Genomic DNA, 15,845 nt, shown 5'->3' with positions numbered 1-15,845 from the left:
GCGCCGTCGCCCGCGAGCGCCTCAGTGCGGGTGTCTGCGGCGAGCGCATCGAGCAGGAAGCCGAGCGCTGCGACGGCCGCCTCGGCCGGGAAGTGGCGGGCAGCGCGACCAGATCGAGGAGGCGGTGCGGTCCGGCAGTACCGAAGCTCAGGGCCAGGGGAAGGGCTCGGCGCGCGAGATCTCTCCGCGGGCCCTCAGGGGAGCCACCGCGCGACGTCGACGATCTCCCGGGCCACCTCGGCGACCCCCCGCGGTCCAGCGATGCGGGCGAACAACGGCGCCAGGTGCCCGAGGTCGTCCTTCGTCCAGTCGTCGAGGAGATCGGGCCGCCCCTTCCAATCGAGGTAGCGCAGGAGGCGCTCGCAAAGGCGACGCGCGTGCGGCTCGCTCATCCAGGCGGCCAGCGGGACCAGCGCGAAGAGCGCCTCGTCCTCGTCGCTCGGCTGCTCCAGAGCGCGCTCGACCAGATCGCGCGCAATCGCCGGCGCGTCGTCCGGCGAGGCCACGGCGATCGCGACCAGGTCTGACCACGGGGCGCCGATCTCGCGTGACAGGTCGAGGGCCGCATCGGCCCCGAGAGCCCGGGTCCACGCAGCGGCGTTCCGCTCGAAGAGCAGGCGCGCGCCGTCGCTCGCCCGCAGATCGCCCGACAGCTGGGCCCAGGCGGCCTCGCGGACCGCGGCGGGCAGGTGCGCGAGCAGGGCGGATCGCACCTCGATCCGGTCCGACGGCTGGGGCAGCGTTTCCACCAGCGCGAGCGCATCCTCCACGCGCCTCAGATCGCAGAGGCGCGCGGCGACGGCCGTCACCACCGGGCGCCGGAAGCTGGCCGCAGCCGCGCACGCCTGGACCAGCGCGGACGCGGCGCCGGCAGGTGCGTGCGGCGCGAGCGCGCAGATGCTCCAGCACGCGTCCGGCGGAAGCGCGTCGCCCGCGCGCAGCGACAGCGCGAGCCCCAGCGCCTCCGACGCGCCCGCTTCCCGCTCCTCCGCGGGCAGCCCCGAAGCGAGGCGAGCGAGGACCATGTGCCGCTCCGAGGGGGGCAGCGCCTGGGACCATGCCCAGAGCCCGCGCACCGCCGCGGGAGACCATCGCGCGGCGGCCTCCGAGAGCCGCGGCAGCTCGTTGCTCCTGGCGTCGGCCGGGACCTCGGCGAACGCCTCGCGACCGAGGTCGCGCGCCTCGTCCTCGGGCAGCAGCGCCGCCAGGGACACGCGCGCGAGCCGGCTCTCCCTGGTCCGCTCGCGAGCGAGCCGCGCCGCTGCCTCGCGCGCGGCCGTCACGCGCGCCTGCCCGTCGAGCGCCCACGCCACGGCGGCGAGCGCGCCCCCGCCGGCGTGCTCCTCACGGGCGGCCTCGAGCGCCCAGCCGAGCACGACGGCGCGCTCGGCGTCGGGCAGCTCGTGCGCCAGCCGGATCAGGGCACCGGCGCGCTCGGCGGCGTCGGCGATCGGCCGTCCAGCATCCAGGATGTCCTCGCCCACGCGCGGCATCTCGATGTGGGGTCCGGCGGAGCCCTCGCCTCCCTCGACCCCTTCCTCTTCCTCCTCGTCGTCCTGCGCCGCCAGCGCGGCCAGCGCGCGCCGCGTCTCCTCGAAGCCAAGGATCCTCCGCACCGAGCTCGTCACGAGCAGGCAGCGGACCCGCGCGGCCAGCGCCGTCAGGACATCGCCTCCAGCCGCGGCATCGACCAGAAGGCTCGCCGCGCACGCCGCCGTCGCGTCCACGTCGGCGATGAACCCGGACGAGCCATCCGGGCGTGTCCTCCACACGTCGAGCCACGCCCTCGAGGCCAGCTCGATCCGCTCTGCGAGGCTCGCGCCGACCCGCTCCAGGTGAGCGCGCCAGTTCCGGCATACGTAGTCAGAGACCGTGCCCGAGGCGAACGCGCGCTTCCCGTGGTCGGCGAACCGGCGATCGACCGCCGCACGCTCATGCGGCGCGAGCCGCCCTTCGATGGCCTCCGCCCAGGCCGGGTGACGGAGCGCGAGGCCCGGCTCTCCGGCGGCGACGAGCGGTCCGCTCAGCTCGTTCCAGGCTCCGCCGTTCACCGTCGAGATCGCGAAGAGCTCCTCCTCCTCGATCGGCGCGAGAGCGCCTGCAAGCCATGGCAGCGCAGGGCGGATCGTGCCGCCGGCGCAGAGATCCAGGACCCCCGGAGCTCCGGCGGAAACGCTCGCGAGCGCCGGCGCCACAGCCGCGGGATCCTGCGCAAAGGCCTCGACGAGCGCCTCCACGAGGAGCGGCTCCCCGCCGCTCACCCGTGCGACCTCGTCCTTCACGCTGGCCGGCAGATGGCCGAGCCTCCGCCCGATCGCCTCCGCGACCTCGTCGACCGCGATCGGCGGCAGCGCGACCACCTCCGTCCCCTCCCGGAGCCCTCCGAGCGCCTCGATCGAGCGCGCCGACAGCACGGCGCGCACACCGGGGCCGAGGTCTCGCAGGAATCGCTGCGCTGCATCGAGGGTCCAGGAGACGCCCTCGTCGAACCTGTCGAGAATGACGACGAGCGGCCTGCCTCCGGGCGGGCGGCCCTCCTCGAGCATGCTCGCGAGGACGCGCCGCATCTCCTCGACCCCGTGCGGCCGTTTGCCGGTGCGCCACCGCGACCTGAGGAACAGAGCCACGCGCGCATAAAGGAGGTTCAGCGCCGTGGACTCCAGCGCCGTACCGAACCGGCGGCTCACGGGGACGAACGCTATCTCGTGCCGGCCCGCGCGGGCCAGCTCCAGCGCCCACGCGCCCAGCAGCATCGACTTGCCGCGCCCGCTCGGCCCGAGCAGCGCCACGTGCGCCCCGCCGTGCTCTAACCACGCTTCGAGGCCCGCCACGGCCCCAGCGCGGGCCTTCCCGCCGAGGGGAGCGCTGCGGCAGCGCTCGACCTCGCGCCAGAAGTCGAGGACGCCGCGCTCCGCCGCCGCCGGGCCAGCGGCCGGCGCATCCGGTGCTCGCGAAGGAGGGGTCATGGCTCTGCGAAGGGCGGCGTGCTCGAGGGAGCGGTCCTGAACGACGTGGAGTGTCCCTTGTGCCAGACATTACCGTTCCACGCGAGGCCTCCGAGCGCTTCCATCGCCACCGGGGTTCAGTGCCGCGGGCGGACAGCGACGCGCGGTACGCTCTGGTGGGCTGGGCGATCTGCGCGACCAGCTCGCCGCGACGTGCCTGAACACGCTAGCGACGCGAGGCCGAACAGGCTGCCGCGGCGTGGGCGCTCTCTCTGATGCAGTGAGGCACCAAGGACGCAGGACCGGAGGTAAACCGGGGCCATCCGGAGCTTTCCTCGGAATTCTGGGACGCCGCGGCGACGGATCACGACGCCTTGCAAGGCATGGTCTCAGGCGGCGCTCACGGGAACCACGCCGCGACCCGCACCACTTCGCGCGCCGCGCCGGCCAGGCCGTCGTCGCCGGCGAGCGCAGCGATGAGCGGCACGAGCTTCACGAGGCTCACGCCGTCGCCCGCGAGCGCGGCAGAGCGGAAGTCTCCGGCGAGCGCGTCGAGCAAGAGGCCGAATGCCGCGGCGGCCCCCTCGACCGGGAGGTGGCGGGCCAGCGGAACAAGGGCGAGCAGGCGGTCCGGCTCGTCGGCGCCGAGGCGCAGAGCCAGGGGAAGGGCCCGGCGCGTTAGCTCGGCCGCGTGCGCGGGATCGTGGAGCGCCAGGAAGCCGAGGGCGACCAGGTGGTGGGCGTCGCCGAGCGGCGCGATCCAGCCGAGCAACGCGTCGCTCTCGCCCGCAGCGCCGAGCCACGGGCCCACGTCGAACAACAACCCGTAGCGATCGAGTGGCTCGGCCTGCCATATGGCCGCGTCGATCCGGGCCCGCAGCCGCGCCGGCTCCGCGGCGAAAGGAAGGCTCCGGGCCAACGCCCGCACGCGCGACGCTTCGGGCAGCGCCTCGAGTAGGTCCTCGGCGGGATCGCCCAGCGCTCGGAGGCGCGGGATCAGGCCCTCCAAGAGCTCGGCGGCGCGTTCGCCGAACTGGGGCGCGAGCGCCGCGGCGCGGCGGGCTTCCGGGGCGGCGAGGAGCGGTACGAGCCACGCGAGCGCCCGGTGCGCGAGCGGGTCGTATGGGTCGGCGTGCTGCTCCACCGCGGCGAACGCGGTGGCCACGCGGTCGGGGTCGCCGAGGACCTCCGCGAGCGCGGCGAGCGCTCGCGCCCGCACGGGCCCAGATAGCGCGTCGGCTTCGGGCCAGAGCGCCTCGGCGACCGCGCGCGGGAAATATCTGGAGAAGAGCGCGAAATCGCCAGGATCTCCGCCGCCGTCGCGGAGGCTGGCGAGCGCCTCGCACGCGACCGCGACCCCTTCATCCGGAGGCAACCCCCTCGTCGCGACGAGCATGTGATGCGCTCGATCCTCCGCATTCTCCATGGTCCGGAACGCGGCAAGCGCTTCACGCGCGAACGTGTACCCCGCCTCGCCCTCGACGACTTCGGCGAGGTCCAGGAGCGCATCTCCGCGGAACGCTGCGTCCGGAATGAGCCGGGCGGCGTCCGCGGCGCACGCGAGCACCTCGGCGCGCGCCAGCCCGGCCGCCATCGCAGCACCAAGCGCGGTGAGCGCCTTCGCCTGCTGCCGCTGATCCGCGAGCGGCGTCTCCCGAGTCATGGGCTCGACGCCCACAGGCGCATCGTGATCCTCGCGGCGGGCGCACCAGTTCATGCTTGCCTCGACCAGGGCCGCGCGCACCGCGAGCGACGTGGCCTCGCGGCCTGACGCGAGCGCCTCGACGGCGCGACGGCGCACGCGCTCGAGGTCGGCGACGAAGCCGAGATAGCCCTCGGGCCGAGCCATCCAGCGGGCGAGGTGCTCCTCGGTGACCAGCGCGGCGAATGCCTGGAGCGGCGCGGCGGCCTGCTCGAGGTGCGCCCGCGTGTAGGCGCAGGGATAGCCGTTCGGCGCGAGCGAAAGGAGCCGGCGGATCGACGCTTCCCGCGTGCCGCGGTCGAGGCGCTCCTCCACCTCGCGGCGGGCCGCGTTCCAGCGGAGCGTATAGGTGCCATCGATGGCCGTGACGAGCGGCTCGATTCCTATGAGGGCCTCTTCGATCGAGGTTCCAAGCGACGTCGTGATCTCGTCCTCTCGGAGCCGCGCGTATGCGCACGCGAGCAGGCCGAGCAGCCTTGTCGGCGCGGCGCCCGCGGCGGCGAGGAGCGCCGCCGGATCGCCCGGCGCGGGCCAGGGCCGCGACGGCAGCGCATGGAGCTGCGTGCGCGCCGGATCGAAGCCGAGGCGCGGGATCCACGCGCGGGCCGCGGCGTCGTCGCCCTCGACGGTGGCGAGCACCTTGATGCGGGGACCCACGGCCGAGAACAGCGCCGGCCAAGAGACGAGCGGCTCCGCTTCTTCCACGTCGGTGATCGCGAGCAGCAGCGATGGTTCGCCCTCCGCGCACCCAGGGCGCAGGCGCTCCTCCGCGATGTGCGCGCGCAGCAGCCGAGGGGACCCGCCACCGTAATCGGCGAGCAGCCGAGAGACCAGCAGCGCGACTAGGTCGCGCTCGAGCCTGAGATCAGGCCCGATCGGCACCATCTGTGCGTCCCAGGCCGGGCTCTCGTGCAACGCACGGACCAAGTAGGCGGCCACGATCGCACGCCGGCTCGCGCGCGGCCCGTGCAGGATCGCATAGGGCAGCTCCGGCTCCTCGATCCACCGGCCGAGCGCGGCCACTGCGGCTTGCTCCGCGGGGTCGAGCGTTGCCAGCGACGCCTCGTCCAAGGCGCAGCGGAAGGCGCGTTCGACGGGCGCGGGGGCGGGGATCCGGGGCGGGGGCATCTTCATTGCGGGCGTCATGTGCCAGCGAATGGTGGCGTCGAGGAGGGCACCGTGGTGACGTTCTTCTGTCGAGATTGCTTGGGCTCGCTGCTCTGTGTCCAGGTCCCGTCCCACCGGCCCATCTTGTTCACCTTGGTCTCCTGCTTGTCGTTCGGACCGACGACGCCGCCCTTCGCGTCCTCTCCGATGTTCGCCGGGTGGAGCCCGAGCTCGCGGAAGATCTGCGCGCACATGGGGCAGGGCGCCATGCCCTCGCCCGCCTTGTTTGTGGTCTCGATGGTCGCGCCGTTCTTGAAGCGCTTCTGCAGCTCCGAGCGGACCTCCTGGTCCGTCATCTTGGGTTTCCCCTGCTGCTTGCGCTTCGCGTCCCCTTCGGTGCGGATCTGGTTCGCCATCTTGTGCAGCGCATCCACCTCCGCGCACGTTGTGTCCCCCGTCGGGGTCTTATGCGGATCGCGCGCCCTCTGCGCGTTCTTGACGGCCTCGGTGATCGCGGGGTCCTTGTAGTACTTCTCGCGCTGGCCCTCCTCCGACTGGGAGCGTTCTCCCTGGCTCTTGCCCTCGATATCGGCCGGCACGCCGCGGCGGTTCCTGGGATCGGTGAAATCCTTTCCCTCGGGGTTGTTCCCTGCCGCGTTCCGGACGGTCGAGAACGGCATCAGGCCGCTCGGATCGACGAAGCGCGTCGGCGCGTTGCCGGCGTAGTCGAAGCCGTTGAAGCCGCCGTCCAGGCCGGCCGGGTCCGCGCTCAGGTACCGGCCGAGCGCCGGATCGAAGTAGCGGTAGCGGTTGTAGACGAGCCCCGTCTCCTCGTCCTCGTACTGGCCCGGGAAGCGGAGCGGCGTCGTGGTCCGCCCGCCCTCCTTCACCTTCGCGCTGAACGCGGATCGATCGAGCTCGCACACCACCTCGCCCGCTGGACCGACCAGACGCTCGGGGGCACCCACGTCATCGTTGAGGTAATGAAACCACGGGCTCTCCTCGCGCTGGCCGCCCGCGACGCGCGCATCGCGGTGAGCCCACGGGGCGTACCGGACCTCCTCGAAGCAATAGGTGCGCTCCTCCACGACGGGATCGCCGGATCCCTGCGCCAAGCGCTTGATCTCGTGAACGAGCACGCCGCCGTCCCACACGAAGCGTACGCTCGACACCTCGCGCTGCTGCCCGTCTGGCGCACGCTCGATCGTGCGCTTGCCGATGCGCCGCGCGAACGGATCGTAGCTGAGCTCAACGAGAGTTCCGTCGGGCTTCTCGACAGCCGCGAGCAGCCCGAGGCCATTCCAGCGATATCGGATCGAACGGCCCTGGGCGTCTCGCGCGGCGACGAGGCGGCCTGACTCGTCCCATACATAGGTGGTGTCGCCCTTCTCCATCAGGAAGTTTCCAGACCCGTAGGAGCGCTGCTCACCGGTCGGTTCATGGAGGTTGCCCGCGGCGTCGTAGGCATAGCGCTCCTTCTGGCCGCGGTCGCCGCGCACGCCGACGATTTGTCCGGCGGGGTCGTGGTCGAAGAGGTTCCTGCCGAACACATCGTCCTGCGCCTCCACGAGCTCTGAGCACGGTCCGTAGCGATACGCCTGGTATACCGTCGTACCCGGCGGACGAGCGCCGACCCAGCCGGGCCGACCGGCGCCGGCGCTGGCTGCGACCGCGGGGTTGCCGACCCAGCGCTGGACCATGCGGCCCAACGCGTCATAGACGACCTGGATACGCCCGCCGTCGGGCAACACGCGGGCGATCTCGCGCCCGAGCGCATCGTGCGCGACCCCAACCGGGACACGCCCGTCCAGCACGACCTGCGTCGCCCGGCCGCAGGCGTCTCGCTCGAAGAGAACTGTGTGGCCGAGCGACGTCGTTCGTTGCGTGACGTTTCCCATGAGATCGTAGGTTCGCCGTACGACGAACCCCTCTCCCGAGGCGAGCTGCCGCTCCTCCAGCACCCACCCCACGGCGTTGCGCTTGTACGTGAGCTCCCCAGTGGGCGTGAGGGCGGCAATGAGGTTGCCGCACGGATCATATTCGAACGATTCCGTGGTACCGTCCGGCAGGATGCGCTGCACGAGCTGGCCGGCCGCATCATAGACGAAATCCGTTGTCTCACGCGCGCTGGTCCGCTCGATGAGGAGCTGACCGGCCATGTCGTACTGATAGTGTTTCTCCAGCCCGGTGAACGTCCGCTCGTACACCATGCGACCCGCGGCGTCGTAGCGCATGAGGTAAACGTCTCCCCGCGCGTTCTCGGCCCGTACGAGGCGCCCCTCGCGGTCGTAGCCGAGGCGGTTCACCTCGCCGTTCGGGCGGTGAATCGCGCACACCTTGTGCAGCCCTCCGATCTCGAAGCGCGTCGCCGTGCCGTCCGGATGGTCGACGCGCACGACGTCCCCAGTGCGATTGTGGGTGTAGCGGGTCACGCCACCGTCGGCGTGGCGCACGGCGACGCGTTCGCTACGGTTGTTGTAGGCGTACGACTCGACGTGACCGAGTGCGTCGCGCACAGACAGGCAGCGTCCCCAATAGTCGTAGGTGTATTCGGTGACGGCGCCGATGGCGTTGATCTTCCGGACGACGTTGCCGTGCGCGTCGTGTTCGAAGCGCGTACGCGCGCCGTTCGGCGCTACCGTCTCGATGATGAGCCCGCGCGCGTCGATGCGGACTTCGAATGTCGCGCCAATCGGGTCAGTCCAGTACAGCACGTTCGCAGTGCGCATGACTTCCGTCACGCCGCCAGCCGGGTCGATGACGCGGCGAATATGCCCGTCCGGCTCGCGCTCGATGAAGGTGCACCGGCCCAGCGGATCCGACACGCGAAGCGTGCGGCCGCGGCCGTCACGAACCCAGGTCGTGGTCGCGCCCAGGGGGTCGGTGAACGAGATGAGATTGCCGTTCTCGTCATACGTGCGGCTGTAGACAGCCCCGCCAGATACGGCCTTGTCGAGCTTCCCGAACTCGTTAGCGACATACCGGTGCACGGTGCCCGAGTCCACGACCTCCGAGTAGCCGTCATCACCGTAGACGAGCTTGCAATGGTAGATCCCTCGGGCCTTCGTGCCATCCGCGAGCGTGTCGGGCACGCCCTCGGCGAGGCCGAGGCGACCTGCATCGGCGTGAACGCCCCAGGTTTCAATGCAGCGGCCCTGCGCGTCGTACCGGAATTGGAAGGTGAGGCCTTCGGGGTCCGTGCGCGACGTCAACCGGTGATGTTCGTAGGTATAGCGGGTGGTGCAACCCTCCGCGTCCGCCACTGCGACGAGATCGCCTATCTCGTTGTACTCGTAGCTCCGCAGCGTCACCCACCTGCCTTGCTCGGGCGCGTTCTTGATCTCGAGCGCGGCGATCCGGCCGTCCGTCGTGCGCCGCACGCGCACTACACGGCCAGCGGCATCGATAAGGGATTCGATCCGCCCCTCACGGTAGCCAACCCACGTCGTGTTGCCATGGGCGTCGCGCACCGCGGAGAGCCGATAAGTCGAGTCGGCGCGCTCGGAGAACAGGTAGAATGTGCCCGCGCCGTCATCGAGCACGAAGCCGTTGGCGTCGCGCGTCAGGACCCAGCCGTCGGCGCCGAGCCCTGCGTCCCCCTCGGCCATGGCGTCGAACGAGAGCTCTGCACCCGTGTCGGTCCACAGCACGGTCGTCCGGCGCCGCACCTCGACGGCCCACGCGAACGAATGCGTCCAGCCGAAGCCGAGGCCGACGTCGCGTTCCTGGGCGCTTGTGCTATAGCGGCGCACGAACTGCAAGCCGAGCGGACCGAGTAGCTCGAGGTCGACGACCGGATCGGTGAACACGCGGCCTGTAGCCACATCGACGGGGTCGCCCTTCGAGACCTTCCCGCTCTTCTTCGAGCCGTGGTGGTTCGGACAGCCGGAGCCGTCGCCGCCCGTGCCCCCGCACGCCGACTTGCCCCCTCCGTTGGCACCGTTGCCTCCGTTGGATCCGTCGGCGCCTTGATCCTTGCCATTTCCCTTGCCGCCATTGCCTCCACCGCCGGCGCTGCCCCCGCCTCCACCCATGACGAATACGCCTGGGTTCATGCCGGGAATCGCGGGAATATTCGGGACGGGAGCCGTGCGCGCCATGTCTTGAAGGGGAAGGAGAAACAAACAATGAGAGGACGTCAAGGCCAAATCGCCACGCACGCTTCGGCTCAACCCTGGTTAAACGGCTCGGCCTCCACCCACCAGTAAACCACCGGAATAATTCTGGTTTCGCCCATCACCCTCGCCATCATGGAAGGACGCCCAAGAAAGCCTTCGATCCGGTCGGCTGCGTTCGGCGGGCTTGGTGGGCGCCCCGGCGTTTCGACGCGCGCTTGCACGATGGTTTGACAGCATCGCTTCTGATGCCGCGCGGGGATGAATGCGCGCCATCTCGCGATGCCGGTGCGCACCTGAAAACCAAAGGAGGGGCCCGCTCCGAAACCTGACAGGCGCCGCGTCGAGCAGGATCACACCCGCGCGCGGATGGATCTGAGCCACTCGATCGTCGGAACACGTGGCGCCGTGGGCAAGCAGCAGAGGCGGCGCACTGACGGCAGCGCGGCCAGGAAGCCTGTTCGTACGGCACAACCCGCAGACAAGAAACGAGCCACCCCCCAAAAACGCCATCTCTGCCATTCGGCGCGATGCCTGCTCTTGGCGCGCGACCCCGCACCGAGCCCCGCTTGACTGGACGGCCAAGTACCGGAAATCATTCGGCATCTGACAACGACTACGATCGAACTGCGGTCGGTTTACGCCGTCGTAAATAGGCTGTGGACTCGATCCGACCGCATCCATCGGTACGCTGGCACGGATGGACGCCCCTCCCCTGAAGCCACCTCAGCCCCCGCCGCTGCTCGAGGTCCTTGGCGCTGCCGCGCCGGCGCTCGCCGCTGCTGCGCCGGCCGTCGTTGAGCTGTTCACCGAGGACCGCACCACCCGCTACGCGCAGGAGATGCAGATCGCCCGCGAGCGCTACCAGCTCGAGCAGGCGCGCGCGGAGCTCGTACGACGGGAGCAGGCGCTCGAGCGCAGAGAGGCGGAGCTAGCGCGTGAGCGCGAGCGCGTGCATGCCGAAGCCGAGCGCATCGCGCAGCACACGCCCGCCGGCAACGGGAAGGGCTTCCAGCGCCGCAGGAGGCCCGCGCCGCCCCGCTTCACAGCGGTCTGCGACTACGACGAGAACCATCGCTTGCGGCTGCTGTTGCCGGAATGCATCACGTACGCTTGGTGCGTTGCCTTCCACGGCGCGCCGCGTGACGTGCGCGCGCAGGTGTCGCACGCGCGTCGGAGCCAGTACGCAAGGATCGCCCGGCTGCCGCCCCTTCTGGGCGAAGCGCTCGACAAGGCCGGCGTCCGTTCGATGCGCTGCGCTTCGTGGCGTACGCCGCCACGTTCGTGGAGCAGGAGGAGCGGGCCCGGAAGATGCTCGCGGGCGAGCGTGCGCCGCGCCGGATGCCGACACCTGAGGAGCCGCATGCCTCCGAGCCGAACAAGCGCCGGAGGGGACGACCCGCGTACCCCCGCGTGCGGCCCAGCGAGAAGCAGAAGCCCCGGGACGATGACCAGCAGAGCAGCCCCACCGCGCAGGCCCACGGAGACGACGCCGCCGAACAGCAGGCCAGCAGGCTCCGCGAGTTCGCATCCTTGTTCGCGTACCACGTCCTCACCAAGTGCGACCCCGACAGCGAAGCCGAAGGTGAACGCGCCGACGACGACCTCGTGGAGGAGTAGGCCGATCGAGCAGCGGCTCTTGTCCATGGCGGGGCGCCGGCCCGGAGCGATGAGCTTCACGGCCATGATACCGAAGAATGAGGCCGCACGGCTCACCCGGTGTTCGACCGCGTCTTTGCAAGCATCAGGGTTGCTGGATCGCCTGCGGGCTGACGTTCTCGCCTTTCCTGGAGACCGCCCACGGAGCAGCTGCGATCCAGGGCTCCGTGGTGAGGCGCGGGTCAGCTCACGGCCCGCCGCCCTGGATCTCGTCCAGGGCGGCGACCCTGCCGAGCGCAAGCGCCTTGAGGGCATACCGGCTGCTTTCGGCGTGGTCCTGTTGGAGGTGCGCCTCCGCGACGAGGCGCACGCGCAGCCTGGGCAGCATCGGCAGCCACGGCGCGAGGCGCTTCGGTAGGTACACCGGCAGCGCGTCCTGTGCGCCCGCCCCGAGCAGCGCGCGGATCCATGTGTCGCCCAGCAGCGTGCGGGTCTGATATCGCCGCTGCTCGAGCAGGAGCCGCTCCGCCTGAGACTCGATGCGCGCCGCGGCCGGCGAACGGTCCGCAGGCGGAAGTCGCTCCTTGATTTGCTGGATCAAGGTGGCGGCGGCGCCGGTCGCTCCCTCGGGGTAGGGCGACCTCAAGAGCTCACAGGCCAGGTCCACGGCCTCCTTGAGGCTCCTGTCCATGCCTGCAAGCGGGGAGACCGCGGCGAGAGTCGCCTTGAGCGCCTCGATCTCGTCGAAGACGAACCGGAGCTCGCCTTCCACGAGCACGAGCGGCGGCGTGAAGCGGCCCTTTTCGCTGATGGCCGCGAGGATGGCCTGCGGCACGCCGCTCGGCTCGATCCGTGAGCCATCGGTGAGCACGCCGGAGAGGTGGTGGTGATCCTTATGGGAGCCCGCGTCGTTCGGTGGCGCGTCGTGCCGCGGCTCGAGCGCCTCGACGTCGAGCTCGAGGATCAGGTCGCTCCACGAGGCGCGGATGCGTGGGAGCGCGTTCGCATCGAACCAGAGAAGCTCGACGATCTCGACGCGACGCGCGGGCGAGGACGCCTGCGCTGGGGACGGCGACCGCGGCCCCGGCACGGTGAGTCCCGCGCCGAGGGACTGGCCCGGTGTCGCGTCGCGGCCCGTGCGCTCGACTGGCCCGGCGATCTGCCCGACAGGGAGTGCCGGCACCGTGCCGCGTTTGGCCCACGGGCTCGCCTCCACGGCCGGAGCGATGGCATCGCGCGTCGTTGATGGCGGCGGAGACGGAGGCAGCGGCTCGGTCAAGCAGACCGCAGCGGTCGTCGTCGAGGGCACGATCGGCAGAAGCAGCGGCGCCGTGGCTGTGATCGGGGCCGTGGAGATGTGAGGGGCGGCAGGCCTACGGAACGACGGCGCTGGCGTCGAGCGGCTCGCGCGCGAAGCGCTGTCCGGCCCGTGGTCCGCCGTCGTCCACGGCAGTGCCGGAGCCTGAGAGAGCAGCTCGGAGCTCACCGACTCGATCTCCTCCGTCTGCGCGACCTGTGCGACCGGAGGAGGAGGGCCGCGATCACCGGAACCAGGGGGCATGGCCGCTCGATCTAACAGCAAGGTTGCCTTGCAGACGACGGCGTCGGGGTGCCGGCAGGGGGAAGAGGCAAGCGCTGCTTGCAGGCGGCAGGGGAAAGCGAGAAGTTCTGCGGCACCCGGCCGCGGTGCGGCAGGCGTTGCCGGTACCCGGCAGGAAGAGCCGCGTCCCGACGGCTTTCTCCTCTTGACGCGCAGGGTCATCGGGGGGCATGGCGCGGGCCTCTGGCCCGCCGGGCGATGTGCTGACCTGGACGGGCCTCGTGCGCTGCAAGGCACGTGGGGAACCGGGGATGGAGCGCCGTGACGATCGGCTCGGCGAGAACGGCCGCTGCCACAAGTACCGCCTGGTGAAGCTCATCGCTGAGGGCGGGATGGGGCGCGTCTACGAGGCCGTGGACGAGTACCTCGACCGGACCGTCGCGCTCAAGGTCGTCCGGCCCGAGCGGACGAGCGACGCCGACTTCCTGCGCGGGCACCGCAAGGAGGCGCGCGTGCTCGCCGACCTCAACCATCCGAACATCGTCCGGCTCTACGACGCGGGGGTCACCGGCGACGGCGTCATGTACATCGCGATGGAGCACGTCGACGGCGTCTCGCTGCGACAGATGCTCCACGCGATGCGCCGCTTCGACACGCGCGTCGCGCTCTCGATCGCGATCCAGGTGCTGGACGCGATCCGGGTCGCGCACGAGGGGGGCATCGTGCACCGCGACCTCAAGCCGGAGAACGTGCTCGTCATGCAGAGCGGCCTGGTCAAGGTCGTCGATTTCGGCCTCGCGCGGCGCGTCGGGGGGCTCGCGTCGAGCGACGTGTTCTCGGATCTCGGGACGGTGCACTACATGGCGCCAGAGCAGGCGCTCCGGCGGCCGGTCGGGCGACCCGCGGACATCTACGCCGCGGGGTTGATCCTGTACGAGATGCTCGCCGGCAAGCACGCGTTCGCCGAGAGGACCGGCGAGCTGCCGCCGCGGCAAGAGGTCTGGGCGAACCAGGTGCACGCCGTGCCCGCGCCGCTCGCCCAGGCGATCCGGGAGGGTGCCCCGAGGAGCTTGAGCGATCTCGTGGCGCGCATGCTGGCGAAGTCGCCGGACGAGCGGCCCAGTGCGAACGAGGCGTTCGACGCGCTCACACGGGAGTTCGACGGCTGCTCTGCGCAACCCCCGCAGGCCGAGGGCTACCCCGTACTCGATCCGAAGGTGCGCGCCTCGATCCCGTCGCTGCGCCTGCTCCCGGCGGCGGAGGCCGTCCACCTCGCGACGGCGCCGCTCGACGCGGGGTACCGGCCGCCGGGGGCGGTGCTCCCGTTCCTGCCGCCGGACCAGCCCTCCGCGGAGCGGGAGCTGCTCACGGCAGGCGCGGGCGCGGCGACGACCGGAGCGGCGCCGGATGCCGCGGCGGCGCGGAGCCCGCGCTGGCTGACGACCGAGCGGATGCCGTCCGCGCCGCCGACACCGCCGACACCGCCGGCGGCGGCGCCCAGCAAGCCGCCCGGTGCCTGGCCCGAGGCGCCGCTCGCGGCGGAGCCGGTGCCGCCAGTGACGGCGCCGCTGCCACCGGAGAGCGGCGCGGCGGTGCCGAGCGAGATGGCAGCCGCCACCTGGACGGGCGCGCGCGAAGCGGCGTCGAGAGAGGCCGTGGGCACGCCGTTGAAGGGCGTGGTGCCTGCGGATGAGGCGACGCCGGCCGCCCTGCCCGCGCGACTCGAGCGCGAGGCAGCGCCGAGCGCCACGCGTTCGTCGCCGCGGGAGTGCGGCGCAGGTGATGCGCCGAGCCAGGCGACAGCCGAAATGCGGCGCAAGCGCCGCGTCGGTCTCGTGATGGGCGCGAGCGCGTTGTCCTGCGCGCTCGCCGCCTTGTGGATCGTCCCTCGACAGACATCGTCGGTCGAACCGCCACGCGACAGCGCCGCGCTCGCCCCGTCGGCCACCGAGCATGCACCGCCGTCGCCGGTGGGCTCGCCTGTGCCGGCGGGCGCGCCGTCGTTCCTGGGCGCCTCTACGCCGGTCGACGGAGCGCCCCACCCCGCACCACAGCCCCCGGCGGCGGCGGAGCCCGCCGCCGCGCAGCAGGTGGCGCTCGACACGGCGTCTCGCCCCACCGTGCCGGCGCTGGCTGCACCGGCGGCGCTGCTGCGCGGCGCCCGTCCGGCGGCGGCGCCGCCCTCCACGGCACGGGCGGGGATGGTGCCGCGCAGCGCCGCATCGAAGGCGAGGCCGACGAAGGCATCAACCGCGGCGAGGGCGCCGCAGGCGAGCGACGCGTGGGCGGAAGAAGAGGAGAAGCTCGTGAAGGAGAAGCCGTATTTCAAGCCGGCACCGCGCATCCCGCACCCTGCGGCGTCGGCGCCGCGACGTGCGCCGACGCCGCGCCGCCCGTTCTAGAGAAGGTCCGACCGGAATGAGCGACGAGGATCTGAAGAAGTACCTGCCGACCGAGGAGACGTTCCGCCGCGTCGCGGATCGGGCCGCCTCGGACGAGAACATGCGGCGGGCGCTTTCGCGGGTGAAAGAGGCACCGCCCATCGTCGCGGCTCCGCTCGGCCCCGCCGAGCAAGCCGCGCTTGTGCGCCCCGTGGCGCGCTCGGAGGCGCACCGGAAGGAGCCCAGCCGCCCGAGTCGATGGCGGCTCCTCGGTACGATCGCCGGCGCCGCCGCGGCGGTGAGCGCGCCCGCGCTGCTCATCTACTGGCTGTTCGTTCCGCGTGACGTTCCGTCCGGCCCCGTCGCGCCCAGCGCCACGCCGGCGCCCGTGGCGCCGCTTCTGTCGTCGAGCGCGCCGGGGCCCGGGGCACCTCTTCTGTCGTCGAGCGCGCCGGC

At 71.7% G+C, this 15,845-nt stretch carries 7 protein-coding genes; 2 read left to right on the top strand and 5 right to left on the bottom strand.

Annotated features, from left to right (window positions below):
• Window positions 1-194: 194 nt before the first annotated feature.
• The 4 genes from WMF43_RS17950 to WMF43_RS17935 all read right to left on the bottom strand — a co-directional run bounded on the left by WMF43_RS17950 (window position 195) and on the right by WMF43_RS17935 (window position 10,165).
• The gene (locus WMF43_RS17950; protein WP_437681669.1) at window positions 195-2,966 is read right to left on the bottom strand and encodes an AAA family ATPase; all 2,772 of its coding nucleotides are present in this window, start codon (window positions 2,964-2,966) and stop codon (window positions 195-197) included.
• Window positions 2,967-3,345: 379 nt separating this feature from the next.
• Window positions 3,346-5,781: a hypothetical protein gene (locus WMF43_RS17945; protein WP_437681667.1), complete on the bottom strand. Its 2,436-nt coding sequence runs from the start codon at window positions 5,779-5,781 to the stop codon at window positions 3,346-3,348.
• A gap of 8 nt (window positions 5,782-5,789) precedes the next feature.
• Window positions 5,790-9,854, bottom strand: coding sequence for an RHS repeat-associated core domain-containing protein (locus WMF43_RS17940; protein WP_437681665.1), 4,065 nt, complete (start codon window positions 9,852-9,854; stop codon window positions 5,790-5,792).
• Between the two features lie 68 nt (window positions 9,855-9,922).
• Complete coding sequence (locus WMF43_RS17935) at window positions 9,923-10,165, bottom strand: hypothetical protein (protein ID WP_437681663.1); 243 nt, start codon at window positions 10,163-10,165, stop codon at window positions 9,923-9,925.
• A 967-nt stretch (window positions 10,166-11,132) separates the two neighbouring features.
• Between WMF43_RS17935 and WMF43_RS17930 the strand changes: the two genes are divergently transcribed.
• Entirely contained in the window at window positions 11,133-11,489 is a 357-nt protein-coding gene (locus tag WMF43_RS17930) for a hypothetical protein (RefSeq protein ID WP_437681661.1), read from the top strand.
• Between the two features lie 226 nt (window positions 11,490-11,715).
• Here the strand turns inward: WMF43_RS17930 and WMF43_RS17925 are convergent, their stop codons facing one another.
• Window positions 11,716-13,230: a hypothetical protein gene (locus WMF43_RS17925; RefSeq protein WP_437681659.1), complete on the bottom strand. Its 1,515-nt coding sequence runs from the start codon at window positions 13,228-13,230 to the stop codon at window positions 11,716-11,718.
• Window positions 13,231-13,319: 89 nt separating this feature from the next.
• On the opposite strand from WMF43_RS17925, the gene WMF43_RS17920 reads away from it, so the two are divergent.
• Complete coding sequence (locus WMF43_RS17920; RefSeq protein ID WP_437681657.1) at window positions 13,320-15,410, top strand: protein kinase domain-containing protein; 2,091 nt, start codon at window positions 13,320-13,322, stop codon at window positions 15,408-15,410.
• The last annotated feature ends 435 nt before the right edge of the window (window positions 15,411-15,845 follow it).

The sequence above is a fragment of the Sorangium sp. So ce131 genome, assembly GCF_051519095.1.
Lineage (GTDB): Bacteria > Myxococcota_A > Polyangia > Polyangiales > Polyangiaceae > Sorangium.
The sequence above is the reverse complement of the archived record's forward strand: the minus strand, read 5'-3'. Positions and strand labels throughout refer to the sequence as shown.